This window comes from Nonomuraea recticatena, assembly GCF_039533245.1.
Classification (GTDB): domain Bacteria; phylum Actinomycetota; class Actinomycetes; order Streptosporangiales; family Streptosporangiaceae; genus Nonomuraea; species Nonomuraea roseola.
The window spans coordinates 1-24365 of record NZ_BAAATE010000043.1; the positions used below are offsets into that span (position 1 = coordinate 1).

The 24365-nt window shown below is 72.6% G+C and carries 19 protein-coding genes and 1 pseudogene; 9 read left to right on the forward strand and 11 right to left on the reverse strand.

The genetic code is table 11. The features are described 5' to 3' along the window. Positions 1–95: 95 nt before the first annotated feature. Together ABFX50_RS44610 and ABFX50_RS44615 are read right to left on the reverse strand one after the other, a co-directional pair. Positions 96–1742, reverse strand: coding sequence for a DUF4158 domain-containing protein (locus ABFX50_RS44610; RefSeq protein ID WP_346155726.1), 1647 nt, complete (start codon positions 1740–1742; stop codon positions 96–98). Positions 1743–2199: 457 nt separating this feature from the next. Further along, positions 2200–2670 carry a pyridoxamine 5'-phosphate oxidase family protein gene (locus tag ABFX50_RS44615; protein ID WP_346155729.1) on the reverse strand — a complete coding sequence of 157 codons (471 nt, stop codon included), beginning with the start codon at positions 2668–2670 and terminating at the stop codon, positions 2200–2202. A gap of 246 nt (positions 2671–2916) precedes the next feature. On the opposite strand from ABFX50_RS44615, the gene ABFX50_RS44620 reads away from it, so the two are divergent. The 3 genes from ABFX50_RS44620 (at position 2917) to ABFX50_RS44630 (ending at position 6372) form a co-directional block, all read left to right on the forward strand. Then, entirely contained in the window at positions 2917–4062 is a 1146-nt protein-coding gene (locus tag ABFX50_RS44620) for an MFS transporter (RefSeq protein ID WP_346155731.1), read from the forward strand. Between the two features lie 211 nt (positions 4063–4273). Then, positions 4274–5164, forward strand: a complete 891-nt coding sequence (gene blaOXA, locus ABFX50_RS44625) for a class D beta-lactamase (RefSeq protein WP_346155733.1) — start codon at positions 4274–4276, stop codon at positions 5162–5164. Positions 5165–5166: 2 nt separating this feature from the next. Then, a complete protein-coding gene (locus ABFX50_RS44630; RefSeq protein ID WP_346155737.1) occupies positions 5167–6372 on the forward strand; it encodes an MFS transporter in 1206 nt (401 codons plus the stop codon). A gap of 23 nt (positions 6373–6395) precedes the next feature. Here the strand turns inward: ABFX50_RS44630 and ABFX50_RS44635 are convergent, their stop codons facing one another. Continuing rightward, positions 6396–6728, reverse strand: coding sequence for a VOC family protein (locus ABFX50_RS44635; RefSeq protein WP_346155739.1), 333 nt, complete (start codon positions 6726–6728; stop codon positions 6396–6398). A gap of 40 nt (positions 6729–6768) precedes the next feature. Between ABFX50_RS44635 and ABFX50_RS44640 the strand changes: the two genes are divergently transcribed. After that, the gene (locus tag ABFX50_RS44640; protein WP_346155741.1) at positions 6769–7125 is read left to right on the forward strand and encodes an ArsR/SmtB family transcription factor; all 357 of its coding nucleotides are present in this window, start codon (positions 6769–6771) and stop codon (positions 7123–7125) included. 72 nt (positions 7126–7197) lie between these two features. Further along, on the forward strand, positions 7198–7620 hold the full coding sequence (locus ABFX50_RS44645; protein ID WP_346155746.1) for an SRPBCC domain-containing protein: 423 nt from the start codon (positions 7198–7200) through the stop codon (positions 7618–7620). Here ABFX50_RS44645 and ABFX50_RS44650 read toward each other — a convergent pair. The 4 genes and pseudogenes from ABFX50_RS44650 to ABFX50_RS44665 form a co-directional block, all read right to left on the reverse strand. After that, positions 7604–7837: a hypothetical protein gene (locus ABFX50_RS44650; protein ID WP_183643857.1), complete on the reverse strand. Its 234-nt coding sequence runs from the start codon at positions 7835–7837 to the stop codon at positions 7604–7606. The genes ABFX50_RS44645 and ABFX50_RS44650 overlap by 17 nt on opposite strands. Positions 7838–7846: 9 nt before the next feature. Continuing rightward, positions 7847–8452, reverse strand: a complete 606-nt coding sequence (locus tag ABFX50_RS44655) for a LysE family translocator (RefSeq protein ID WP_183643860.1) — start codon at positions 8450–8452, stop codon at positions 7847–7849. A gap of 41 nt (positions 8453–8493) precedes the next feature. After that, a complete protein-coding gene (locus ABFX50_RS44660) occupies positions 8494–10299 on the reverse strand; it encodes a propionyl-CoA synthetase (RefSeq protein ID WP_346155749.1) in 1806 nt (601 codons plus the stop codon). A 39-nt stretch (positions 10300–10338) separates the two neighbouring features. Then, positions 10339–10446 (reverse strand): annotated as a pseudogene (locus tag ABFX50_RS44665) (VOC family protein); the annotation flags it as partial. 140 nt (positions 10447–10586) lie between these two features. Between ABFX50_RS44665 and ABFX50_RS44670 the strand changes: the two are divergent. From ABFX50_RS44670 to ABFX50_RS44680, 3 genes are read left to right on the forward strand one after another with little or no spacing between them, the layout of a single operon-like run. Next, positions 10587–13157, forward strand: coding sequence for an MXAN_6230/SCO0854 family RING domain-containing protein (locus tag ABFX50_RS44670; RefSeq protein ID WP_346155751.1), 2571 nt, complete (start codon positions 10587–10589; stop codon positions 13155–13157). Further along, on the forward strand, positions 13154–13798 hold the full coding sequence (locus ABFX50_RS44675) for a nucleotidyltransferase domain-containing protein (RefSeq protein WP_346155754.1): 645 nt from the start codon (positions 13154–13156) through the stop codon (positions 13796–13798). Before ABFX50_RS44670 ends, ABFX50_RS44675 begins: the two co-directional genes overlap by 4 nt. After that, positions 13795–14535, forward strand: a complete 741-nt coding sequence (locus ABFX50_RS44680; RefSeq protein ID WP_346155758.1) for a nucleotidyltransferase domain-containing protein — start codon at positions 13795–13797, stop codon at positions 14533–14535. Before ABFX50_RS44675 ends, ABFX50_RS44680 begins: the two co-directional genes overlap by 4 nt. Here the strand turns inward: ABFX50_RS44680 and ABFX50_RS44685 are convergent. From ABFX50_RS44685 to ABFX50_RS44695, 3 genes are read right to left on the reverse strand one after another with little or no spacing between them, the layout of a single operon-like run. Further along, positions 14528–15022 (reverse strand): hypothetical protein, encoded by a 495-nt coding sequence (locus ABFX50_RS44685; RefSeq protein ID WP_346155761.1) that lies wholly within the window; start codon positions 15020–15022, stop codon positions 14528–14530. The genes ABFX50_RS44680 and ABFX50_RS44685 overlap by 8 nt on opposite strands. A 45-nt stretch (positions 15023–15067) precedes the next feature. Then, on the reverse strand, positions 15068–19681 hold the full coding sequence (locus ABFX50_RS44690; RefSeq protein WP_346155762.1) for a hypothetical protein: 4614 nt from the start codon (positions 19679–19681) through the stop codon (positions 15068–15070). Beyond that, positions 19678–21624 carry a CHAT domain-containing protein gene (locus tag ABFX50_RS44695; protein ID WP_346155763.1) on the reverse strand — a complete coding sequence of 649 codons (1947 nt, stop codon included), beginning with the start codon at positions 21622–21624 and terminating at the stop codon, positions 19678–19680. Before ABFX50_RS44695 ends, ABFX50_RS44690 begins: the two co-directional genes overlap by 4 nt. Positions 21625–21753: 129 nt before the next feature. Between ABFX50_RS44695 and ABFX50_RS44700 the strand changes: the two genes are divergently transcribed. Beyond that, on the forward strand, positions 21754–23166 hold the full coding sequence (locus ABFX50_RS44700) for an AAA family ATPase (RefSeq protein WP_346155765.1): 1413 nt from the start codon (positions 21754–21756) through the stop codon (positions 23164–23166). Here ABFX50_RS44700 and ABFX50_RS44705 read toward each other — a convergent pair. After that, complete coding sequence (locus tag ABFX50_RS44705) at positions 23152–24360, reverse strand: lanthionine synthetase LanC family protein (RefSeq protein WP_346155768.1); 1209 nt, start codon at positions 24358–24360, stop codon at positions 23152–23154. The two genes, ABFX50_RS44700 and ABFX50_RS44705, sit on opposite strands and share 15 nt — an antisense overlap. Between the last annotated feature and the right edge of the window lie 5 nt (positions 24361–24365).

The window sequence follows — 24365 nt, forward strand, 5'->3', positions numbered from 1 at the left end:
CCCGCAGGAACAACTCCCACAACTCATCAGGCACCAGCCGTCGAAGGAACGCATCCACGAACGGTCTAACGATCAATCTCCAAATGAGTCACGGTCTAAGCGCCCTCCAGCGCGCCGGCGAGCTCGGCCAGATGCCCGGCCGGTTCGACCTCCAGCTCCAGCGAGGTGAGGATGCGCGGCCGCGCCTGCTGCCACGCATCCCCGTCCAGCAGCCGGGCCCGAGGATCGCTCCACCGCTCGGACCCTTCGGCGAACACATCACGTCGGCGCAACGCGCCGTGCAGGTGCATGACCGCGCACAGCACGAACGCGGCCTTGTCGATCTGCCCCTCCGGAACATCGGGGTTGCGGTAGACCAGCGGCCGCCACGACCCGGTGATCAGCGCCTCGTGCTCGGCGACGTCGCCAGGGCCGTAGCGGCGACGCCCCTTGGCCATCGCCGCGGCCATGCGCACCATCGCCAGCACGGCGGTGCCGGCCTCGACCGCGCGGAACCGGATCACCTCCAGCAGCAGCTCGATGAAGCCCTGCACGGTGCGGTAGCGCTTGACCAGCTCGGCCCGCCACTGCGCGGCCGCGTCATCATCGGTGACGGGCACGAACGCCGCGACCGTCTCCACCGCCGAGACCAGCTTCTCGCGCGGCACCACCTCCTCAATCGCCTTCCATACCTCCACCAGCGACACCAGCCGATCCTCGGTCGCCTCCGGCGCCGACATCAGCACCTCCACCGCCGAGGCCACCGTGCGCGCCGCCTTACGCAGCTTGGGGAACGTACGCAGCTGCTCGGCCTTGCCCGCCCGCTCGGCCCGGGCCAGCAAATTTGAGGTGATCAGCAGATCCAGCACGTCCAGAGCGTCATCGACCGACGAGGTCTCCAGATGCCGCACGGTGGCCAGCAGCGTGGCCGCCTGCCGATCGCCTTCCAGATCCCGCAGCGTCGGCGCCTTGGAGACCAGACCGTACCGGGCCAGCGCCGACAGCTTCACCGCCGGCACCGGCTCCACCCGCACCGCCCCAGCACCCAGCCCGCCGATCTCGGCCACCCGATGCAACTCTGCCACCATCACCCGGCCCGAGGCCCGCGTCGGCGCGGTACGCAACCGCTCCAGCTCCGACACCCGCCGATCAGCAGGCACCCGCAGCAGATCGGCCAGCCGCGCCCGCAACTCCGGGCCAGCGCGTTCGGCCAGCGTGCGATACAACCGGGCGTGCTCGGTCCGGCGCACCTCGCTGATCAGCCGGGTCAGCGTCGTGATCCCCGTGGGCAGCAGAATGCCCTCGCGCAGCATGTGCACCACGGCGCGGTCGAACAGCGCTCGCGGTCCCTCGATCGTCGACCACACCCGGGCGGACAGGTAGTCGCGGACTTCCTGCTCGCGTTTGGAGAACTCCGACAGCTCCAGCAGGTCCCGGATTTCCCAGGCGTGTTCGTAGGCGGTCTTCGGCCTGGTCAGGTACTCGGTCGCGCACGCCGGGTCGATGTCGAGCTGCTCGGCGACGAACGCCAGCACCACCCCCGGCACATCCAGGGGGTCTTCGGCCAGGAAGGTGCCGAGCATCCGCACGGTGCCCCACTGCACCGCCCAGCCCAGTTTGGTCGCCGGGCGGCGCTTACCCGCCAGCGCCTCCAGCGCCTTGGCATCCAGCCGGAAGAACTGCTCGAGTTCGGCTACCGACACCTCGGGCCGGAACCGGCGATAGCGGGCTACTTGCTCATCTGAGATGAAATCCACAGGCATGAGCAGGCACGCTAGAGCGCTCAACCAGGGCAAACAGCCCTCGTCACCGAATCGTCTTCAAGATCGTCTCTCTAGCGCCAAAATCCGGTCCGATCCTCCCCGAAGGCCAGTTGGGCGCCGCCACCCTCGTCGGGGCGCTGGCCAACGAGGCATCCGGACGGATCATGACCAAGTTGGGCATGCACCTGCACGACGACGGCACCGACCGATACGGCCGCCCCCTGCGACCCCCGCAAGCCGACTCACCCGACTGATCGGACGCGCCGCTCCAGTCGACTGGACCCACCGCCAGTCCGCGCTCCACACACATCCGGGTGGCGCATTCGGCGACATGGTCATCGGAGTCGCGTGCTTCGCCCCCTCCCGCCGGCACACCCGCGAGGAGGGAGGGAGGGCGTGCGTCTGACCTGACACACGCCCTCCCTTTCGCGCCGGCCGTACATGCAGGGAGGAACGATCACCTGCGTCTGACCTGGCGGACGCCTTCCCCCTCGTGCCACATGTCGATCACCAGCTGGTCGCCCTCCACCCGTGTCCAGACCGCCTCCGTGAGGTCGACCCTGAACAGGTGCGGCCCCTCCCCCGGCAGCTCGAACCTGGACTGCACCTCGGGGTCGGTGACCTCGAGCGCCCGCCCTGCGATCTTCGCATCGCCCTGCCAGCGCGAAGGATCGTCGTCATCGGGCGTCGTCGGCGCGGCGTGCAGCGCCATCCTGGGGTCCCGCCGCAGGTCGAACGCCTTCATCGCCCCCGGCATCGACCCCAGCCACATCTCCCCGTCCTTGAAGTCGACCTCCGTGGCGCTGATGCGCGGGGAGCCGTCCTTGCGGATGGTGGCCATCGTCTTGTGCTTGTGCCCGTCGAGCAGCCCCCGAACGGTCGCCGCCAGCGCGGGTGCCTGCTTCTCGAACTCCTGCCACGAACTCATGCAGGACATCATCCTCGACGCCACCGACAGTTCGGACGGCGGCACGCGCACAGGTCAGCGCTCAGGCCGACCTGACTATCGTCCCAGCCTGTGGCGGGGTGCGGACAGGTCAGTGCTCGGGCCGACCTGACAGTCGTTCCAGCCTGTGGCGGGGAGCGAAGACACCCGACCTCGCGGCGGTCCGAGCGCGCCCGAGGCAGGCTGTCCGCTTTACTGGAGAACGTCCCGGTCTGACACAATCTCCGGGTGATCCCGCGCGGGGCCAGGGTGGCCGTCTCGTTCTTCTTCGCCCTTCTCGGCATCGTCTCCGGCGTGTGGGCGGCCCGCATCCCCACCGTCAAGCAGTCTCTGCACCTCAGCGACGGACAGCTCAGCCTCGGTCTGCTCGCCGTCGCCGTGGGCCTGGTCATCGGCATGCAGTTCGCGGGCAGGATCACCGACCGTCTCGGCAGCGCCAGGGTCGTGGTCCCTGCCGGCGTCACCTGTGCCCTGGCGATGATCCCGCCGGGTTTCGCCCCGAACCTCGCCGTCCTGATCGTCACCCTGTTCCTGTGGGGACTGCTCAACGCCTCACTCGACGTCGCCATGAACACCCACGCGGTCGAGGTGGAGCGGGCGTACGGCAGGCCGCTCATGTCCTCCTTCCACGGCATGTTCAGCGCGGGAGGCCTGCTCGGCGCGGGCGCCGGCGCGCTGTTCGCCTGGCTGGGGGTCTCCCCCGGCCTCACCTTCGCCGCCGTGACGGTCCCGCTGGCCGTGCTAGCCGTCCTGGCCCGCAGAGCGCTGCTGCCCTCGGCCCCCTCCCACCACGAGGACGGCCCACGCAGGCGGGTCAGGTGGCACGGCAAGGTGCTGTTCATGGGCGCCATGGCCTTCGCCGGGCTGGTGGGCGAAGGCGCGGCAGGCGACTGGAGCGCGGTCTACCTGCACGAGGATCTGGGCACTGGGACAGGGCTCGCGGCGATCGGCTTCGCCGTCTTCTCCACCACGATGACCGTGGGCAGGTTCGCGGGAGACCGGCTGGCGATGCGGTTCGGCCCTGTCAGGCTGGTGCGCTGGTCGGGACTGCTGGCCGCGATCGGGCTGGGCGGGGCGCTGCTGGCCGCGCATCCCGTCGCGGCGATGGCCGGATTCGGGCTGTTCGGGTTCGGACTGTCCACCCTGGTGCCGCAGGTGTTCTCCGCGGCGGGCAACCACGACCCCGCACGGGCCGGCGAGGCCATCGCACAGGTGGCGACGCTGGGATACGCCGGGCTCATGCTCGGTCCCGTGATCATCGGCGGCGCGGCCGAGGTTGTCGGGCTGCCGCTGGCTCTGGGCATCCCCGTCCTGCTATGCCTGTTCATGTCGCTCTCAGCGGTGTCGCTCCGGCCCACCGCCTTTACAAAGTAGATCAGGCGGAAGCGGAGGCGAGACGTCGCCCCCTCTTCCAGCGGTGGCGGCACCGCAGTGGTCCGCTGAACGCCGACTCACTCGTCGACGCGACCCTCAGCGCCTGCGGCCCCCACCACGCGGCCTGAACTGCGTTGATATGGATTTGAATATTGGTCTTCCATCAATATCAATATTGGACAGTAACGATGTCCTGTGATGGTCTCTGCGCATGAAGAAGATGATTCCGCAGGTCCTACGCCACGGGCTCGGCGCCGCCGTGCTCGCCTCGCTCACTGTCTGCGGCATCCCAGCGTACGGTGCCACCGCCCACGAGAGCGCCCCGCGCGGCGGCGCCATGGTCGCGACGGCCCATGAGGTCAGGCCGGGTACCGTTGTACGCGATGATCTGCGCGCGGTGTTCGACGCGGCGAAGGTGCAGGGCACGTTCGCGTTGCTGGACGTGTCGTCCAGGAAGGTGACCGTGGTGGACCGCCGGCGCGCCGAGAAGCCGATGGTCCCCGCCTCCAGTTTCAAGGTCCCGCACGCGCTGGTCGCTCTGCAGACCGGCGTAATCAAGAGCCCCGACGAGGTGATCCCCTGGGACGGCACGCCGCAGCCGTTCCCCGAGTGGGAGAAGGACATGAGCGTGCGGGAGGCCGTTCGCGTCTCCAACGCGGCGGCGTTCCAGGTGATCGCCCGCCGCATCGGCCTCCAGCGCGAACGGCAGTGGCTGCACCGGCTGAACTACGGCAACCGGCAGACCGGGACGGTGGTGGACCGGTTCTGGCTGGACGGCCCGTTGAAGATCTCGGCGGTGGAACAGACCAGGTTCATGGAGCGGCTGGCCGCCCTGCGCCTGCCCGCCGAGCGCGAGCATCAGCGCACCGTCCACGAGCTGATCAAGCAGGAGGAGAAGAACGGGTACGCGCTGTACGCCAAGTCGGGCTGGCAGAACACCCCCGGTCCCGGCACGGGCTGGTGGACCGGGTGGGTCGAACGCGGCGGACGCGTGTACACGTTCGCGCTGAACATGGACATCGCCAAGGACGGCGACGCTGCCAAGCGCGCCACCCTCGCGCGTGAACTGCTGCACCGGCTGAACGTCCTGCCCACGGCGTGAGCATGCCTTTCTCCGACCACGGCGACCGTCGCACGGTCGTCGTGGTCGTCGCCATTCAGGCGGCCATCTCGCTGGGCTACTTCGCGGCGATGGCGCACGTCGTCATCCACCTCAGAGTCGACCTGGGGCTGGCCGCCGGGCTGATCGGCCTGGTGCTGGCGCTGCGCAATCTGGTGCAGCACACGCTCTCCCTGCCGGTCGGCGCGCTGGTGGACGTGCTCGGCCCGGTGCGGATAGGCATACTGGCGTGCCTGCTGCGCGCGGCCGGGTTCGCGCTGCTGGGCACCGTGTCCTCCCTGCCCTGGCTGGTCGTCGCGGCGGTGTTGCTGGGCGCGGGCGGGGCGCTGTTCCATCCGGCGGCGCAGTCGCTGCTGGCCGGGCTCGCCGAACAGCGGAGGGCGCGCGGATACGCGGCGTACATGATGACATTGCAGATCGCGGCGGTGCTCGGCCCCGGGCTCGGGCTGGCGCTGCTGAACGTCGGCTACTGGCTGGTGGCGCTCACCGCGGCCGCGCTGTGGATCGGCGCGGCCTTCCTGTTCGCACTGCTGTGGCACGCCCCGCCCGTCCGGGTCGTGGACGGGGTCGTCTCCGGGGTGCGGACGGCGCTGCGGGACCGGGTCTTCCTGGGGTTCGCGGTCGTGTCGACGCCCGCGATGCTGGTGACGGACCAGGCGTCGGTGGTGGTGCCGCTCGGCGGCGTGGACGCGGGGGCGGTGACCGTGTTCGCCTGCGTGCTCGCCATGGTGTCGGCTGCGGTCCAGCCGTGGTGCGCGGTGCCGGGCCGTGCCGACCGGCCCGGCGTGCTGCGCGCGGGGCTGCTGTTCGCCGCCGGTGGCCATCTGCTGCTCGCCGCCGGCGCGGGCGGCGGGCTGACGGGCCTGGTACTGGTGGCCGCGCTGCACGGGCTCGCCGACGGCCTGCTGCAACCGGCGGTGTTCCAAACGATCGCCCGGCTCGCCCCGTCGGCGCGTTTCGGGGCCTACCTGGGCGTGCAGACGTTCCTCTCGGGTCTGTTCGCGTTCGCCGGCGGCATCGCCGTGGGCTGGTCGTTCGACCGGGGGCCGGGCGGGGCGACGGCGGCGCTGGTCGTCCTGGCGTTGACCGCCTGCGCCGCGGCGGCCTGCGCCCGCTCACGCCCCGGACAGGCGATCGATGCCCGGGACGCGGCCCATGCGGCCGACGGGGTCAAACAGGAACGACCCTAGGGAGCAGCGGCTGTGGGGTCTGGCTAGGCGGCGGGTTGCCAGAGGCTGAAGGAGGTTTCCTGGTCGTCGTGGACGAGCGCGAACCTGCCCGTCCTGCTCTCCAGGATCTCGCCCGCGCGCCCGCCGAGCTTGCCCACCAGCTCCACCGCCGCCTCGAGGTCGTCGACCTGGTAGTAGAGGTTGGGTAGCGCCGAGGGCTCTCCCCTGGTCAGGCCCATGGGCACGGCGGTGTTGCCCGCGTGCAGGTAGGTGTCGTGTTCCCTGGAGAGCTCCCAGCCGAACAGCCCGGCGTAGAAGGTCGCCGCCCTGTCGAGGTCGCGCACGGAGATCGTGTAGTAACCCAGATTCACAGCCATGTTGACATGGTATCTGGATACGTTAATAGTTAACAGTACTGTGAACGATCTGGACAAGACGCTGGCCGCACTGGCCGACCCGACCAGGCGCGAGGTCATCGAGCTGCTGAGAAGAGGCCCGCTCCCTGCGGGCGAGCTGGCGCAGGCGGTGCGGATGAGCCCGCCCGCGCTGAGCAGGCACCTGCGGGTGCTGCGGGCAGGAGGGCTGGTGGTGGCCGAGGCGGGCGAGGCCGACGCCAGGCTGCGCCTCTACACGCTGCGCCAGGAGCCGTTCGTCGCGCTACAGGCGTGGCTCGACCAGGTGCAGGCCTTCTGGAGCGAACAGCTCGGCTCCTTCAAGCACCACGTCGAGGCGACCACGACGAGCGACACCGAGCACGGGGAGCGGCCACGGTGAGCGGCGACCAGGGTGACCGGCGACGAGCACGGTGGCCGCGGTGAGCGGCGAGGACCGGGTGGAGTGGCCGCGGTGAGCGACTCCGTCAGGGCGAGCGTCGTCGTCGCCGTCGATCCCGCGACCGCGTTCCGCGTCTTCACCGACGAGATCGACAGCTGGTACGTGCGCGGCCCGCACAGCTGGGTCGACCAGCGGCGGGCGGTGGGCATCGGCTTCGACGACGGTTTCCTGCGCGAGCGGTGGTCCGACGGCGGGCACGTCGACACCGGCAGGGTGCTGGTGTGGGAGCCGAGCAGGCGGCTGGTCTGGGCCGACCTGCTCCACGCCGGCGGCGCGATGGAGGTGGAGGTCGCCTTCACCGCCGTGGAGGGCGGCACCGAGGTCTCGCTCGAGCACCGCGGCCTCGACACGCTGCCGCCTCCCGTGGCCGGCCGGATCAGGCTGGGCTACTCGTGGCAGGTGGCGCTGGGCTGGTTCGCTAGATTCCTCGGCTGAGCAGCCCGCGCCCGCCGTACTTCTTGTGCACGGCCTGCTTGCTGACGCCGATCGCGTCGGCGATGACCGACCAGGCCAGCCCCGCGACCCTCGCGCGGCGGACCTGGACCGCCTCCATGCGCTCGATCTCGCGGCGCAGGGCGGCCGTCGCCCGCAGCGCCGTCAGGGGGTCGTCGTCCTCCGTCTGCCGCGCCAGCGTGGCCAGGTCGTTCGTCATGGGTTCACGCTATCTGGACTCCACCACCAGCCGCACGCCCAGAGCGATGAGCACGACGCCCGAGATCTGTTCCAGCCTGCGCCGTACGGCGGGCCGCCCCAGCACCGCCCTGGCCTTGGCGACGGCCCAGATGACCCCGGCGTACCAGACGGTGTCGACCAGCACCCACACCACGGCCAGCGTGACCAGCGTCAGCGGCACGTTCTGGCCCTGCGGCACGAACTGCGGCAGGAACGACATCGCGAACACCGCCGCCTTCGGGTTGGCAAGGCAGGTCCCGAATCCGGCCAGGAAGGACCTGCGCACGCCGTCGACCGGCTTGACCTCGATCTCGGCGTGGTCCTTGCGGCGCAGTGACTGCACGCCCATGTACAACAGGACGAGGGCGCCGACCACGCGCATGATGTCGTAGGCGAGCTCGGAGGCCAGCACGAGCGCCGACAGGCCGAAGGCGGCGGCCAGCGCCCACAGCAGGATGCCCGCCTCGTTGCCCAGCATGGCCGCCAGGCCTGAGCCCCGTCCCGCTCTGACGGTCTGGCGCAGGATGACGGCGGTGCTGACGCCGGGGACCATGGCCACAAGGACGCAGGCGCCGATGAATGCGATCAGATACATGAACCGATCCTGGCCACGACCACGAGGGCGGGGCAAGGGGATTACCGCTCGATCGCTCCCGCGATCTCCTCGAGCGCGGCGGGGTCCTCGATGGTGGAAGGGGTGCGGTACTCCTCGCCCTCGGCGATGGCGCGCATCGTGCCGCGCAGGATCTTGCCCGAGCGGGTCTTGGGCAGCCGGCCCACCACCACCGCCCTCTTGAAGGCCGCCACCGGGCCGATCCTCTCGCGGACCAGCGCGACCAGCTCGGCCTCGATCTCGTCCGCCGCGCGCTCGGCTCCGGCCTTCAGCACCACGAAGCCGACAGGCAGCTGACCCTTCAGCGAGTCGGCCACGCCGATCACCGCGCACTCGGCCACGTCGGGGTGGGTGGCCACGACCTCCTCCATGGCGCCGGTGGACAGCCGGTGTCCCGCCACGTTGATGACGTCGTCGGTGCGGCCCATGACGAACAGGTAGCCGTCCTCGTCGAAGTAGCCGCCGTCGCCTGTGAGGTAGTAGCCGGGGAAGCGCGAGAGGTAGGCGGCGTGGAAGCGCTCGTCGTCGCGGTAGAGGGTGGGCAGGCAGCCGGGCGGCAGCGGCAGCTTGATCACCACCGCGCCCTCGACGCCCGGCGGGCACTCCTGGCCCTCGGGGTCCAGGATCCGCACGTCGTAGCCGGGGACCGGCTTGGTGGGCGAGCCCGGTTTGATCGGCAGCGTCTCGATGCCGACGCAGTTGGCGGCGATCGGCCAGCCCGTCTCCGTCTGCCACCAGTGGTCGATGACCGGCACGCCGAGCAGGTCGCTGGCCCAGTGGTAGGTGTCGGGGTCGAGCCGCTCCCCCGCGAGGAACAGGTGGCGAAGGTCGTGCTTGCGCAGGTAGGACCCGGTGGGGTCCTCCTTCCTGATGGCGCGGATCGCGGTCGGCGCGGTGAACAGCGTCCGCACGTCGTGCTCGGCCACCACCCGCCAGAACGCGCCGGGGTCGGGGGTGCCGACCGGCTTGCCCTCGTAGAGCACGCTGGTGCATCCGGCCAGCAGCGGCCCGTAGACGATGTAGGAGTGGCCGACCACCCAGCCGACGTCGGAGGCGGCCCAGAAGACCTCTCCTGGCGCCGCGCCGTAGACGTGGCTCATGCTCCAGTGCAGCGCGACGGCGTGGCCGCCGTTGTCGCGGACCACGCCCTTGGGGGCGCCGGTGGTGCCCGAGGTGTAGAGGATGTAGAGCGGGTCGGTCGCGGCCACGCTGACGCAGCCTGCGGGCTCGCTGTCGAAGCCGGCCCAGTCGTGCCGGCCCTCGCCGAGCTCGGCCGTCAGCTCGGGTCGCTGCAGGACGACCACGGCGTCGGGCCGGTGGGAGGCCTGCGCCAGCGCGGCGTCGAGCAGCGGCTTGTACGGCACGACCCTGCTGACCTCGATGCCGCACGAGGCGCTGAGCACGACCTTGGGCATGGCGTGGTCGATGCGCACGGCCAGCTCGGCCGCGGCGAACCCGCCGAAGACGACGGAGTGGACGGCGCCGAGCCTGGCGCAGGCCAGCATCGCGATGACCGTCTCGGGCACCATCGGCATGTAGATGACCACGGTGTCGCCCTTGCCCACCCCGAGGTCGCGCAGCATCCCCGCGGCCTTGGCGACCTCGTCGCGCAGCCCCGCGTAGGTGTAGGTGCGTTTGACGCCGGTGACGGGGCTGTCGTAGATGAGCGCCGCCTGCTCGCCCCTGCCGTCGAGGACGTGCCTGTCGAGGGCGTTGAAGCAGGTGTTGAGCCGTCCGTCGGGGAACCAGCGTCCCTCGCCGTAGACGGTGCGGGGTTCGACGTCCCAGGTGATGCCGCGGGCCGCCGCGTCCCAGAAGAGCTCGCTCACACCTCCGATCAGATCAAGGGGGGCCGCCGCGCGCAAGCGTCAGGGGCCCTGCAGGCAGAACTCGTTGCCCTCGGGGTCGGCCATCACGATCCAGTCCTCGACGTACTCGACGACGCGGGCGCCGAGCGCCGTCAGCCTGGCCATATATCGGGCGACATTAGCGGAGCTGCCCGGTAATGTGCACGATCAAGGGTGGCTCCTGGACGTGCTTCCTTCTCCCTTCTTTCCAAGGCAACCAGCGCGTCCGCTCTCCACCCTTTCTTCATGCCCGGCGAGGAGGTGCTCCCGTGATCGGACCCGCTGACGTGCTGCTGCGCAGGAGGAACCTGGTGGCGCTCGACCTCATGGCGGGTGACTCAGAAGGGCCGCGCCGCGAGCAGCGGCTGGGCGCGCAGGCCGGGGTCGTGGCGCTGGAGGCCGAGCTGCTGCAGTTCGGCTTCCTGCTGTCGGCCGAGCTGCGCCGGTCACTGGCCGCGCTGCCGGTGGCGGAGCTGGCCGCGACGGGCAGGGGCGTGCTCCGCCGCGTCGCCTCCACGCTGGGCGGCCACGTCCACCACGTGCCGATGTTCAGGAAGTTCCCCGAGAGCGTGCCGCGCGACACCGAGGACTTCTTCGTGCGCAGGATCTTCACCCTGCTGCTCCAGGAACCGCGCAGGCCGTGTGTGCTGTGCGGGAAGGTCGGCACCGTGCACCCGGTCGCGCCGTGCGCGCACCTGGTGTGCCGCTCCTGCTGGGACGGCTCCGACTTCAGCGCCTGCCCGATCTGCCACCGCAGGATCGACCCCGCCGACCCCTTCCTGATCCCGTCGGCCAGGCGCGAGCGCGGCGCGGTGATCAACATCAACACCTACGCCACCGCGGTGCTGCACGCGTGCCACGACGCGGGCGACGCCTCCCGCGAGCTGGCCGGGGCGATGCTGGCCAGGCAGACGCCGATGCCCCAGGAGGACCGCGACGACCTGCTGACGCTGCTGGACGCCTACTGGCCGCTGTCGGCCGGGTGGCTGCCGGAGACGATCCCTGTCAAGGAGACCAGGGCGGTCGCGCTGGCGGCCGCGCTCACCGCGCCAGGCCCTTCGCCTTCGCATGGGCGGGTCGCCCGTCCCGAGGCGGGCGCCGCCGACGAGCTGCTGACCCGGCACCTCGGCACGGCGAGCGACGTGCTCAGGCTGATGTACGTGCTCATGGGCGCCGATCCCGGGCTGCGCGTACGGCCCGAGCGCCGCCGGTCGCTGCCCAGGCGGCTGCGCAGGACGCTGCTCGGCCTGCTCGACGGGTTCGCGCTGCCGTACCTGATCGAGGATCTGCGCCGCCACGGCGAGCAGTGGAAGCGCATGGCCGAGGTGCTGCACCCGCACGAGGAGCACACCCGCCACCCCCACGCCGCGCTGGCCTTCGCCGCGCTGCGCGGCACCAGGCTCGACCCTTCGACCGCGTTCGGCGCCGCGCTGCTGGAGACCGCCGCCCGCCATCCCGGCCTGCTGAGCGTCAGGGAGGGGCGGCTGCGGGTGACGACGTTCGCCACCCACGTCGAGGCGGCGCTGGCGGCCAAGGACGCCGAGCGCGCGCTCGCCCTGCTGGCCACGCGCCCCGGCGAACTGGGCCGCCGTCTCAGCCAGCTGGTGCGCATGGCCCCCGACCTGGTGGGCGGGGCGCTGGCTCAGGCGCTGCCCGGCATCGCCCCCGGCGTGCTGATGTCGGCGCTCGGCCAGCTGCGCACGCCGCCGGGCGGCCTGCGGCTGTTCCTGCCCAGGGGCGGCACCGCCCGCCTCCACAGCAGGAGCGACGAGCGTCCCGCGCTGCCCGACGCCGCCGTGCTCGGCGCGGCGGAGCTGATCACGGGCGAGCTGCTGCGCCGCGCGGGGAAGCTGCCGCCGCTGGCCTGCCCGCTGCTCGACGAGGGCCTGGCCGACCTGGTCGCGCCGACGTCCGAGCGGGCCGACTCCACCGCTCTGGTACGGCTGGCCCGCGGCAGCCTCCAGCCGCTGCCCCGCGAGCAGCTGATCAGGTTGTTCCTGCACTGGGCCGAGCCCGAGGGCACGGTCGTCGATCTCGACCTGTCGGTGGCGCTCTTCGACACCGACTGGCGCTTCGTCGGGTTGTGCGACTACACCTGCCTGCGGCTGGGCGCGGACGCGCTCGTCCATTCGGGCGACCTGACCTCCGCGCCCGAGCCGCTCGGCTCCTCGGAGTTCGTCGACCTCGACGTGGCCAAGGTGGCGGCGCTGGGCGGCCGTTACGTCGTGCCCATCGTCTACAGCTACAACGACGTCCCCTTCGACCAGCTCACGCGTGGATTCGCCGGGTTCATGCGCTCGCCCGCCGAGCTGTTCGATCCGCGTGCCGTACGGCAGCGCTTCGATCTGAGCGGTGCCGCCAAAATTCTGGTCCCGCTGGTGGCCGACCTGTGGGAGGGCACGACCCGCTGGGCCGACCTGAACGTCTCGGCCTTCGGCGGCTTCCACAGTGTGGCGAGCACCTCCAACCAGCTGGCCAGGATGGGCGCGGCGGTGCAGAGCGCGTTCGGCTCCGGCGCGAGGGTGACGCTGTGGGAGGTCGCCTGCTGGCACGCCGCCGCCCGCTCCCGCTCGGTGCTGGTGCGCAGGGGCGAGCGCGTGGAGCGTCTGGACCGGGGGCGGGACGAGCCGGTGCGGGACTTCGCCGACCGGTTGGTCGCCCGCGCCGAGGGCGGCGAGCACGCCGGTGGGTACGAGCGGGTGGACTTCGCCGCGCTGGTCTCCGGCGAGGTGGACCTGCCCTCCTCCGCCCAGGTCTACGCGCTGTACCCTGGCCGGCTGGGCGACGTGCGCAGGATGGACGCCGCCGACCTGATCAGCGGGCTGGGGGCGAGCGGGTGAAGGACGACCTGATCCTGTCGGTGATCGTCGGTTCGCGGGCCTACGGCCTCGACACCCCCGGCTCCGACACCGACAGGCGCGGCGTGTTCGTCGTGCCCACCGAGGCGTTCTGGCGGCTGGACAAGCCGCCCACCCACCGGGACGGGCCGCTGCCCGAGCAGTTCTCGTGGGAGGTCGAGCGCTTCTGCTCGCTGGCCCTCGACGCCAACCCGACGGTGCTGGAGACCCTGTGGTCGCCGCTGGTCGAGCACGTCACGCCGACGGGCGCGCGCCTGCTGGGCCTGCGCGGGGCGTTCGTGTCGCAGCTGGCGCACAGGACCTTCGCCCGCTACGCCGACGCGCAGTTCCGCCGCCTCGACCCGGCCGCGCCCAAGTGGAAGCAGGCCATGCACATGATCAGGCTGCTGCTCAGCGGCGTCCATCTGGTCGAGCACGGCTCCCCGCTGGTCGACGTCAGCGAGCGGCGCGAGCGGCTGCTGGCCGTACGGCAGGGGCTGGTGTCGTGGGAGGAGCTGCAGGAGTGGCGGGCCGAGCTGATGGCCGCCTTCGAGCGGGCGCTCCCGCACAGCGTGCTGCCCGCCGCGCCCGACCGGGGCGCGGTGGAGGAGTTCCTCATCGACGTGCGAAGGGCGAACCTGTGACGCTTCCCCCGTGGCTGGAGCAGATTCCCGGCGAGCAGCCGTACCCGCTGGTCTTCGCGACGGTCAGCGGCGCGCACCTGTACGGCTTCCCCTCGGCCGACTCCGACGTGGACCTGCGCGGCGTGCACGTGCTGCCGGTCGAGGAGGTCGTCGGGCTGCGGGTCGGCGAGGCGACGATCGACAGGTCGTGGGTGCGGTCGGGCGTCGAGGTCGACCTGGTGACGCACGACCTGCTGAAGTTCTGCGGGCTGCTGCTGCGGCGCAACGGCTACGTGCTGGAGCAGCTGCTCTCGCCGCTGGTGGTGACCTCCTCGCCGGTGCACGAGGAGCTGGTCGCGCTGGCCCCCGGTCTGGTGACGCGCAACCACGGTCACCACTACCTCGGCTTCGCGCGCACGCAGTGGCGGCTGTACGGCAGGACCGGCGAGCTCAAGCCGCTGCTCTACACCTTCAGGGTGCTGGCCACCGGCATCCACCTGATGCGCACGGGCCTGCTGGAGGCCGACCTGACCAGGCTGTTCGGCTACGGACCCGCGTACCTGCCCGAGCTGGTGGAGGCCAAGAAGGAGGCCGAGCACGCCCCCGCGCCCGCCCTTGCCGCCTCCTGCTCGGCCGAGAAGGACGTCGCGCGGCTGACGGCCGAGCTGGAGCAGGCCATGGCCGACTCCGGCCTGCCCGAGGCGGCGACCGTCGGCGCGGACGTGCACGACCTGGTGGTGCGCACCAGGCTCAGTTGACGCAGTCCTGGGTGTTGAGCCCGAGCGCCATCTCGTAGACCTTGCCGCGCGAGACCAGGAAGGAGTAGTACGCCTTCGGGTTGCCCTCGACGCTGACGTAGGGATAGCCGCTGGCGCTGGTCCTGAGCCGGGGGTAGGCCCGCTTCAGCTGCTTGGTGGTGGAGCCGAGCCCGATGCCCTGCGGGGTCTTCATCCCCTTGGCCGCGAAGATCACCGCCACGCCGCGCTTCTTGGAGATGAACATGCCCACGGCGTTCTCGCCGGTGGGGTGCGCCTTCAGGTCCCAGCCGGAGCAGCCGCCGTCGTTCGTCTTGGGCACGATCTTGCCGGTCGCCCTGGCCGTCTTGGCGCTCATCCCGAGTTTGACGCCGCCGTACCCGAAGGGCCCGAGCGCCTCCTTGGCCTGCGCGACGGCCGGAGAGGCGCTCACGAGCAGCAGCCCCGCGGCCAGGCTCGCGGCGGTCTTCATGACAGTGGTACGGGTCATCGGGTCTCCGTGGTCCTCGGGGGTGGCCACGAAGATCGTATCGGGTCAGCGGGTCTTGAGCAGCAGCACCATCTCGTCGGCCAGTTCGGGTCCGAGGATCCGCTTCACCTTCAGCGCCAGCTCGAGCATCTCCGTCGGGTACGGCTGCCGCAGCCCGCTGGGGTAGCCGGCCCGGATCGTCGAGGTCACCTCGGCGGCGAGGGCGTCGGTCAGGGTGGGCAGCACGAGCACGGCCTGCGCGTTGCGGGCGAACGCCCTGGCGGCCACGGAGAGGAAGGCGGCCCTGCTCTCCCCCAGGCCCCTGGGCCGCTCGTCGGGCTCGGGTTGCAGCACGACGAGGCCGATCGCGTCCTCCAGTTCAGGGCCGATCAGGCGCTCGCCCGCCCTGACGCGCCTGGTGACGGCGGTGGCGCCGTCGTCGGCGGTGCGAAGGCGTGGGCCCGCCGCGGTGTCGACGACCTGGCCGACCAGGTGGAGCAGACGGTAGCCGAGCATCCCTCCGCGCGCGCTCGGCGCCTTCCTGCCCTGGGCCAGGTGCGGGGGGCCGAGGTAGGCGTCCCTGCGCGCGGCCACCCAGACCCGCCGTGCCACCTTCTCTCCGTAGCCTTCGCGGAAGACGACCAGCCTGTCGCGCACGACGGCGGGCACGGCCTCGGCCAGGCGGCGCTCCCAGTGCTGGTCGCGCACCTCCGGCGACAGCCGCATCGCCATGGGGACGGGGCCGGTGCCGGGCGGCTGCCTCATCTCCAGCGTGATGGAGCCGTCCTCGTGGGTGACGGCGCGCCTGAGGGTGGAGGGCGCGCGCACGTAGCGTCCGCCTCGCCCGACGAGGCCGCCGTCGAGCCAGGTGAGCGAGCCGAGTTCGCTGACCGTGCTTCCCTCCGCGTCCACGCTGAACCGGTAGACCGGCGGGTGGCGCATGACGATCGACCACAGGTACGCGTACCCGCCGCCGGTCAGCGCGGCGGGCACCAGCGAGACGGCGACGGCCGCCGCTCGGGGCCACCCGTACGGCAGGGTCGCCCCCGCGATGGCCAGGGCGCCGCCCGCCGCCCACGCGCCGAGCAGCAGGGCGACGACGTTCTCGTTGGCCCTGCCGCTGATCACCAGGCCCACGGCGGCCACTCCTACCACGCTCGCGAGGAGCAGGGAGGAGACCACTCCCACCCCCTCGGCCGGTGCGACCCAGAGCATGACGCCGAGGGTGAGCGCCACGGCCGAGCCCGCGTACAGCGCCCCCGCGGCCACCCGCCAGGCCGTGCGCCTGTCTCCCGCGGGCCGCGCAGGGGCGACCGCGGGCTCGGGGCCGAACAGCATGCGCCTGGCCCTGTCGAGCACGGGACCTCGGGTCTCCCCTCGCCGCACCCCCTCGGCGGCCCTCGCCAGCTGGGGCCACTGCGAGCCCTCGACGGACTCGGGCACGACGAGGAAGAGCGTCCCCTGGCTCCGCGTGGCCGTGGGGCGGGTCCGCGCGCCGGAGAACGTCTCGGTCAGCACCCGCAGGACCAGCGCCTGGGTGGCGCCGTCGTCGTCCTGCGCCTGCCTGAGCAGTCGCTCGGCCTCGACCAGCAGGGCCACCGCCCGCCATGGGTCGCCCTTGACGAGGTGCTGGGCCTCGGCCAGCAGCGCCCTTCCCCTCCGGCCGGGGGCGCCGGAGGCCAGGTGCTCGGGCGGGTCGGCCTGGCCGCCCTCCATCAGCGCCGCCAGGGAGCGGGCGGCGCTCCGTTCGGCCGGGGCTCCGGTGGTGGCGATGGCCTCCAGCTCGGGCACCCACGCCGTCGTACGGCAGCGCAGCGCCAGGCCGAGCAGCGCGAGTCTGGCCCGCTCCACCAGGTCGGCGTCGCCCTCGTGGACCGCGTGCTCCACGCACCCGTCAAGCAGCCGCCTGCCGCGCTCGGGATCGCCCGCCACCGCCCACGCCCAGGCCAGCTCCACGGCCAGGAGGCCGGGGGTGCCGGGGTCGAGCTCCTCGAGCGTCTGGCGGGCGAGCCTGCGGTGGCCGAGCTCGAAGGCGACGGTCAGCGCCGCGACCTCGTCGCCGTCCGGCGCGGCGAGGGCCTCGGCGCGCCAGAGCTCCCACGGGACGGCCTCGAGCGGCTCCGCCCACCTGACGGCCACCTCGAGCCTCGCCTTCCTGCAGTGGAAGAGCAGGTTGGCGGGAGGGTCCCAGTCGAGCAGCGGCGGCCCTGGAGGAAGCGCGGCGAAGGCGACGGCCAGCTCGGCCAGGCGGGCGGCCTCCTGCGCCGCCTCGGCCGCCCGCGCCTGCGTGACGGCCAGCGCGGCGGCCGCCGCGTTGACCGCGCCGGGATCGTGGCGCGACTCCCACAGCGTGGCGAGGGTGTCGTCCGCCCACGCGGCCCTTGCGGGCGCGGCTTCCAGCGCGGCGACCGTCGATCCGACGAGGAGTCCGTCGCGGTCGGGCGGCTCGGTGACGGGCGGCACGGTGACGGGCGGCTCGATGACGGGCGGCACGTCGAGCCAGTCCTCCTCCTCGGCCTCCCACTCCTCGGGCTCCTCGGCCGCTTCGGACGCCTCCGCCAGGTCCCGGCCGGTGGCCGTCATGCCGAGAAGGGCCCGCGTGCGTAGTTCCTCACGATGGCGCGGCGAGGGGTGGCGGGCGGCGTGCAGCTCCACCATCGACCACACCCTCGGCCCCGGCCTGCCCGCTCTGGAGTCGGCGGCCGCCTGGGTGGCCAAGATCGCCGCGATGATCGTCTCTCCCTCGCGGCCCTGCTCCACCGCGGCCACCCGCGCGCACACCTGGGCGGCCCAGCCCCAGTGCCCGCCTTCGACGACGCGCCGTTCCAGCCGCTCCCACAGCTCGCCGGCCTCCGCGGGCGACAGGAGCCGGACGGCGGCCTCGACGCTCTCCACCGGCAGCTCCGGCAGCGGGGTGGCGTCGACGACCGCGGCGGCGTCGCGGCCCAGCAGCGCGGGGCCCGCGGGCGGCAGGACCGCGCGCAGCCTGTCACGCAGGTGCTCGTCCACCTCGATCACCCCGGCCCTGCCGTCGGCCCCGAGCGCGACGACGTTCACCCAGTCGTACATGGCCAGCGCGTCGAAGGCGGGACCGGGGTCGATGCCGTGGCGGCGCAGGGCGGGCGAGAGCAGGTTCAGGTCGAAGCGGCCCAGCTCGGCCGCCACCGCCAGCGCGACGCGCAGGTCCGAGGAGAGGACCCGCCCGACGATGCGGCGCTCCACGTAGGGGTCGCCGGGGGCCTCCAGCAGCTCGCGCGCGTCGAGGTCGGGTTCGACGGCGGCCCAGTGGGCGTAGGCGGCCAGCTCGAAGGGGTTGTAGCGGCCGTCGCCCCGCTGCCTGGCTCTGTCGAGCACGGCGGCGCGCAGGTCGGCGCGGAGCCCCGGCGCCCGCCGGGACAGGTAGCTGTCGGCCTCCTGCTGGGCGAACCCGCCGAGGCGCAGCACCCGCACGTAGGGGCGCTCGCTCAGCAGCGGGCCCGCCGCGAGCGGCTCGGGAGGGGGCACCAGCCAGCGGCGGCCTGCCAGCACGACCTTCAGCTGCGGCAGCTCGGCCCTGAGCAGTTCGAGCAGCATGAAGGTGTGCTCGATGCCCGGCGCGGGCGAGCCCGGCGGATAGAGCTTGGCCAGTTCCTCGCAGGTGTCGAGCACCAGCACGACGGGCTCGGGCAGTGAGGCGACGAACAGGGCGAAGGCCGTCGCGAGGGCGCGCAGGAGCGCCTCGACGCGCGAGCGGTCGGGGATGGTCCTGCCCAGCTCCTCGTCGAGGGCCAGCGAGGCGTCCTCGAAATGGCGGAAGGCGTTCGCGGTTCGGCGGTGCGTGCCGTAGCCGAGCAGCTCGTCGGCCAGGGCGTGCAGCAGCAGGCCTGGCCGCTGCTCGGGGTAGCGGGGGTCGAGGTGGTCGAAGTCGGCCCTGGCGACAGGGAAGGGCGGCACCTGCCGGTCGGCGGCGAAGCGGCCTGAGGCCAGGTAGCGCACGAGCATCGTCTTGCCGGTGCCGCCGCCGCCCAGCAGGTGCAGCGCCCACTGCTCCCCGTCGCCGAGGATCAGCTCGGTGAGCGCCTGCTCGGCCTCCTGACGGTGCAGGTAGTGGCGCAGGTGCTCGAGGTCGTCGGTGGCGCGGGCCAGCCTGTCGACCCGCCAGGCGGCGCGGCGGGCGGCGTCGGCGAGCGGCCCTCCGAGCGTCCGTCCGAGCACCTCGGCGGCGGTGACCAGGCGGGAGGCCGCGGCCAGGGCACCGTCCTGGATGAGGCGGTCGACGGTCGCCACCAGCTCCAGCCCCGTGGGTTCCTCGCGCAGCCGTACGGCCCGCAGCCACGCCTGCGCCGAGGGGGACAGCGGCGAGATCGCCCCGATCGCGGCCTCCAGCCTGGCGCACTCCTCAGGCAGCACGCCGCGCACCTGTCCGGCCAGGTCGGAGCGCAGGCCCGAGCGCACCCAGAACGCCTCCTGGCGGCGTCCTCTGGCGCCCAGCACCCGCCGCCTTTCGATCAGGCCGAGGCTCTCCAGCCGTTCGAGCAGCTCGGCCAGTGGCTCACCGGTGAGGGAGACGGCCCTGGCCAAGTCCTCCGTCCACTCGGGCAGCAGCGCGAGCCCGGCCAGCAGGCGCGGCTCGAAGCCGGACAGGCGGCGTTCGAGGAGCTCGGCGCCGCGCCGTTCCAGCTCCTGCTCCAGCGAGCTCATCCGAACCGCTCCAGGTAGTCGGCGTAGGCGGCCTCGTCGTCGTCGGTGACGAACAGCTCGTGCAGGGTCATCAGCTGGGCGGCGAGGTAGAGCTTGTCCTCCACGACCGTCGGGTCGCCCTTCAGCAGCCGCAGCCCTTCGCGGATCTTGCCGGGCGGCACGTTCCTGGGCGTCACGTACACCCGCTGGTACTCGGGCTCCCTGTCGCGCCGCCACGGGTGCAGCAGCACCCACTGGAAGCCGAGCACCGCCTCCTCCTCGCCGAGCGCGGCCAGTTCGGGGAAGGCGAAGCCGGGCGCGCCCGCCTCCCTCTCGCTGAAGGACTTCAGCAGGCGGCCGTGGTCCTCGGTGAGGGAGGCGGTGGCCACGACGGGGACCGGCCGCTCGGCGGTGCCGAGACCGGTCGCGCGGACCATGGTCAGCAGCGCGGCGAGCGCGTCGCCGAAGGCGTGCAGGCCGTCCATGAGCACCACGACGCGGGTGTGCGGGCCGAACGGCTCGCCGAGCCCTGCCACGCGGGCGCCGAGCGCGGCCAGGTCGGCGGCCAGCACGCGGCGGGCGGCGCGAGGGTCGGGGTCGCCGAGGGCGTCGATCCACTCGAAGGCCTCGTCGAAGCCGCCGGGCTGCCTGCCGTACACGCGGGGCGGGGGCGCGCCCAGGGTCTCGGCGGCCTCCGCAGCGAGGAAGTACAGCTCGCGCAGCAGTTCGCGGAAGCTCCGCGGGGGCGTGCCGCTGAAGGGGCCGACGAACAGCGGGACGTGGCCGTCGCGCAGCAGCCTGAAGCCCGCCTCGCGCAGCAGCCTGGTGCCGCCCGTCCTGCGGATGGTGCCGTCGCGGCAGGCGACCAGGAGGCCGAGACCGTCGGTGAAGAGCCTGTCGACCTGGTCGAGGATGCGTTCGCGGCCGATGTGCAGCGGCCTGTGGCGCAGCCTCAGCTCATCGGCCCAGCGCACCAGCCGCCTTCCGGCCGAGGGGTCGACCAGCGGCCTGGTGACGTCGAGCCCCTCGGCCATGAACAGCGCGGGCCTGGCCCAGTCGAGGTGGTCGCGGGAGGTGCCGATCAGCGCTGCCCTACGGCCCTTGGCCGAGGCCTCCACCACGAGTTCGCCGCCCGAGAGCGCGCCCGCCAGCCTGCGGGCGAACAGCCTGCAGGCCCGCTCGCTGATCTCACCGGCCATGGCCGACACCAGCGGGACGCCCGCCGCGACCAGTTCGGCGGCGAAGCCGGCGCCGCTGTGGCAGGCGCCGAGCACGACCGCCTTCACCGGGCCTCCGGCGGTGAGCGCGGCGGCCAGATCGGCGGCCCCCACCCACGAGCCGCGCAGCATCAGCACCGACGCGCCGTCCTCGTCGACCGAGCCGTGCGCCACCAGGTGGACGATGTCGGGCCTGAAACCGGCGCAGACCTCGGCGAGATCCTCCGCAGAGACCTGGGCGACGCGCGTGACGGCCACGCCGTCGGCGTCGAGGGCGCGCAACAGGCCCATGAACATGGCGCCGGGCCTGATCACCTCGTCGGTGAGGGCGGCGCCCGCGGCGAACAGCACGCGCGGCGCCCGTCCCTGGCTCTCGGGCGCGCGGGCTCCTCCTGGCACCAGCCTGGTGATGGCCAGCAGCAGGTCGGGTCTGGCGGCCAGGTGGTGCTCGCCGTCGTGCATGGCCTCCCAGAGCCAGCGGTGCAGGTCGCTGTCCGCCGGCCACACCAGCGCCAGCTCCGCCCCTGCCGCCGCGCGGACCTCGGCCAGCGCCGTCACGGCGGGCCAGGCGGGGGCCAGCAGCGCGTCGAACAGGGCTCTGCCGTAGGCCGCCACGTCGGCGGCGCAGGCGCTGTCCTCCCGCGCCTCGATCGGCCCAAGCTCGTACGGCCCGGCGACCACGCACTCCTGGTGGAGCACCCGCACCCACCGGCCTTCGACGACGACGCGGACGCGGGGCAGGCTCACGCTCCCATCGTTGCCCTCCGGCCCCTCGCGACGGTAGCGGAGTCATCAGATCGTTGCCGGGATCGGTGTCGCATTCCTGAGTAGAGGCTACTCATTCCCGACGGGCGCGCGGTTTGGCACAGTGATCGGGTGACGAACATCGACCACGCCACCGCCCACGCGCTGGCCGTGAGCCTGGCCAAGGTCTACGACGCCGTCTCGACGAAGATCGCCGAGGACAGCGCCTCCTCGCCGCTGGTGGCCAGGGTGACGGGCCATCTCGGCTGCCCGCTCGGCGAGGTGGTGGTGGTCGAGGAGAAGTACCGGCTGTGGGAGCACGCGGGGCTGCAGACGGGGGCGGACCGCTACCTGGCCGCCCACTCCCCCGAGGCGCGGTGGTTCGGCGTGGTGGGCGGCGAGCGCCGCTGGGAGAGCGTCGTCAACATGCTGCTGTACGCCATGCGCGACGGCAGCCGTCTGCTCGGCAGGCCCGACTACGGCACCACGCCGATCGGGCCCGCCGAGAGCATGGAGGTGATGCAGCTCGGCCTGGTCGAGACGGTGGCGCCCGACGGAGCGCCCGTCGTCATGGTGGTCAGCAACGTCGACGAGTACGACGGCCACGCGATGCTGACCCTGCTGTCGCCCTCCATGGCCGCCGCCACGGCCGTGCGTGACGAGGTCGAACGGCTCAAGCGCCTGCACGACCCGTTCAGGGGGCGGGTGCTCAGCTTCGGTTTCAGTGAGCACAGGGACAATGAACTGGTCAGCTTCCTGCCCAGGCCCGAGCTCACCGCCGAGGAGGTGGTGCTTCCCGAGGGCCGCCTCGCGGCGGTCGAGGACCACATCGTCGGCATCGCCGAGGCGCGCGAGCAGCTCGTCGAGGCCGGACAGCATCTGCGCAGGGGCCTGCTGCTGTACGGCCCGCCGGGCACCGGCAAGACCCACACGGTGCGCTACCTGGTGGGCAGGTTACGCGAGCACACCGCGATCCTGATGACGGGTCCAGGCATGCGCCACCTCGACCACGCGATCGCGCTGGCCCGCAAGCTGCAGCCGTCGATCGTGGTGATCGAGGACGTCGACCTCATCGCCGAGGACCGCAGCCAGTTCGAGACCTCGCCGCTGCTGTTCTCGCTGCTGGAGGCCATGGACGGCATCACGGGTGAGGCGGACGTGTCGTTCGTGCTCACCACCAACAGGGTCGACGCGCTGGAGCGGGCCCTGGTGCAGCGGCCCGGCCGGGTGGACCTGGCCGTGGAGGTGGCCCCGCCTTCCGCGCCCGACAGGGACCGCCTGATCCGCCTCTACGCCCGCAACAGGCCGATCGAGGCGGACGTGGCCAAGGTGGTGGCGGCGACCGAGGGCGTCACGGGCGCCTTCGTCAAGGAGCTGCTGCGGCGGGTGATCCTGCTGGCGATCAGGGCAGGCGACCACGCGCTGACCGACGAGCACTTCGACACCGCCTTCCAGGCGATGTCAGGCGACGCGCAGGCGCTGACGAGGGCGCTGCTCGGCGCGGGCGCGGAGCGGCAGGAGCGGACGCCCTCACGCCTGTGCTGAGCGCACCGCCAGCGGGAAGGGGTTGTCCGGCAGCAGGACGAGCCTGCGGGAGTCGCCGCGCTCGGCCGCGTCCAGGTGCAGCAGCGCCGCGCCGATGCCCGCGGCGCCGACCATGTAGCCGGTGTCGGCGGTGATCTCGTGGGGTCGCAGCCTGCGGTAGGCCTGCCACCAGCGCCCCTGGCTCGAGGCGTTCACCAGGTGCTCGCCCAGCACCCTGGCGAAGGCCCTGCAGTCGTCGCGCTCCCACAGCCCGACGAACAGCTCCAGCAGGCCCGCCGCGCCGCAGCACTGGCACATGACGTCCCAGAAGCCTGGCGTGCGCCGGTGCGGCACGCCGCTGGTGAGGATGCCGTGGACCAGCCTGTCGACCCAGTCGGAGTCGCCCAGCTCGTGGAACATCCTGGCCACCCCGGCCGAGCCCGAGCAGAAGCCCAGGTAGTGCAGGTGACGGCCCTGGGGCACGTGGTGGGGCACCAGCGCGCACGCGCCGGTGACCTCGCTGACCGCCCTGACGAAGCCCGCCCCGCTGTTGGCCGCCTCGAGGAAGCGCGGGTCGCCCGTCACGGCGTGCAGGCGGGCCAGCAGGAACGCGGTGCCGGCCGTACCCGAGAGGAAGCCGGGGGTGACGGCGTCGACGGGCAGGTCGGCGGGTGGCTCGGCGCCGAAGCGATGGCCGGGGACGGGCAGGGCGGCGATGCGCAGGCCCGCCTCGACGGCGACCCGCTCGTAGGCGGGCTCGCCGAGCATGGCCGAGGCGTGCAGCAGCGTGAGGATGATGCCGCCGTCGCCGCGCTGGCTGGGATCGCCCGTCCAGGTGGGGCCCGCTGCGGCCAGCAGGTCGGCGGCGGCGGCCGCCGCGCGGGTGAAGGAGTCGTCGATGGCCCAGCCCGCCTCGGCCAGCGCGAACACCACGCCGGCCAAGCCGTCGTGGAAGGTCGGGTCGCTCTGTTCGGCCCAGACGGCCGACAGGTGGCGGGCGCCCCGCTCGGCGTCCTCGAGGTAGGAGTCGTCGCCGGTGGCGGCGGCGAGCTCTAGGAAGAACAGCACGATGCCGGCCGCGCCCGAGTAGAGCGAGGCGGGCCTGTGAGGCAGCGCGGGCCGCTCTCCTGCCCGCCAGTGGCGGCCTCTGTCGTCGTCGATCCCGCACGCGCGGATCCACCCGGCTGCTTGCACCGCGGCCTCGATCGGGCTCATGACGC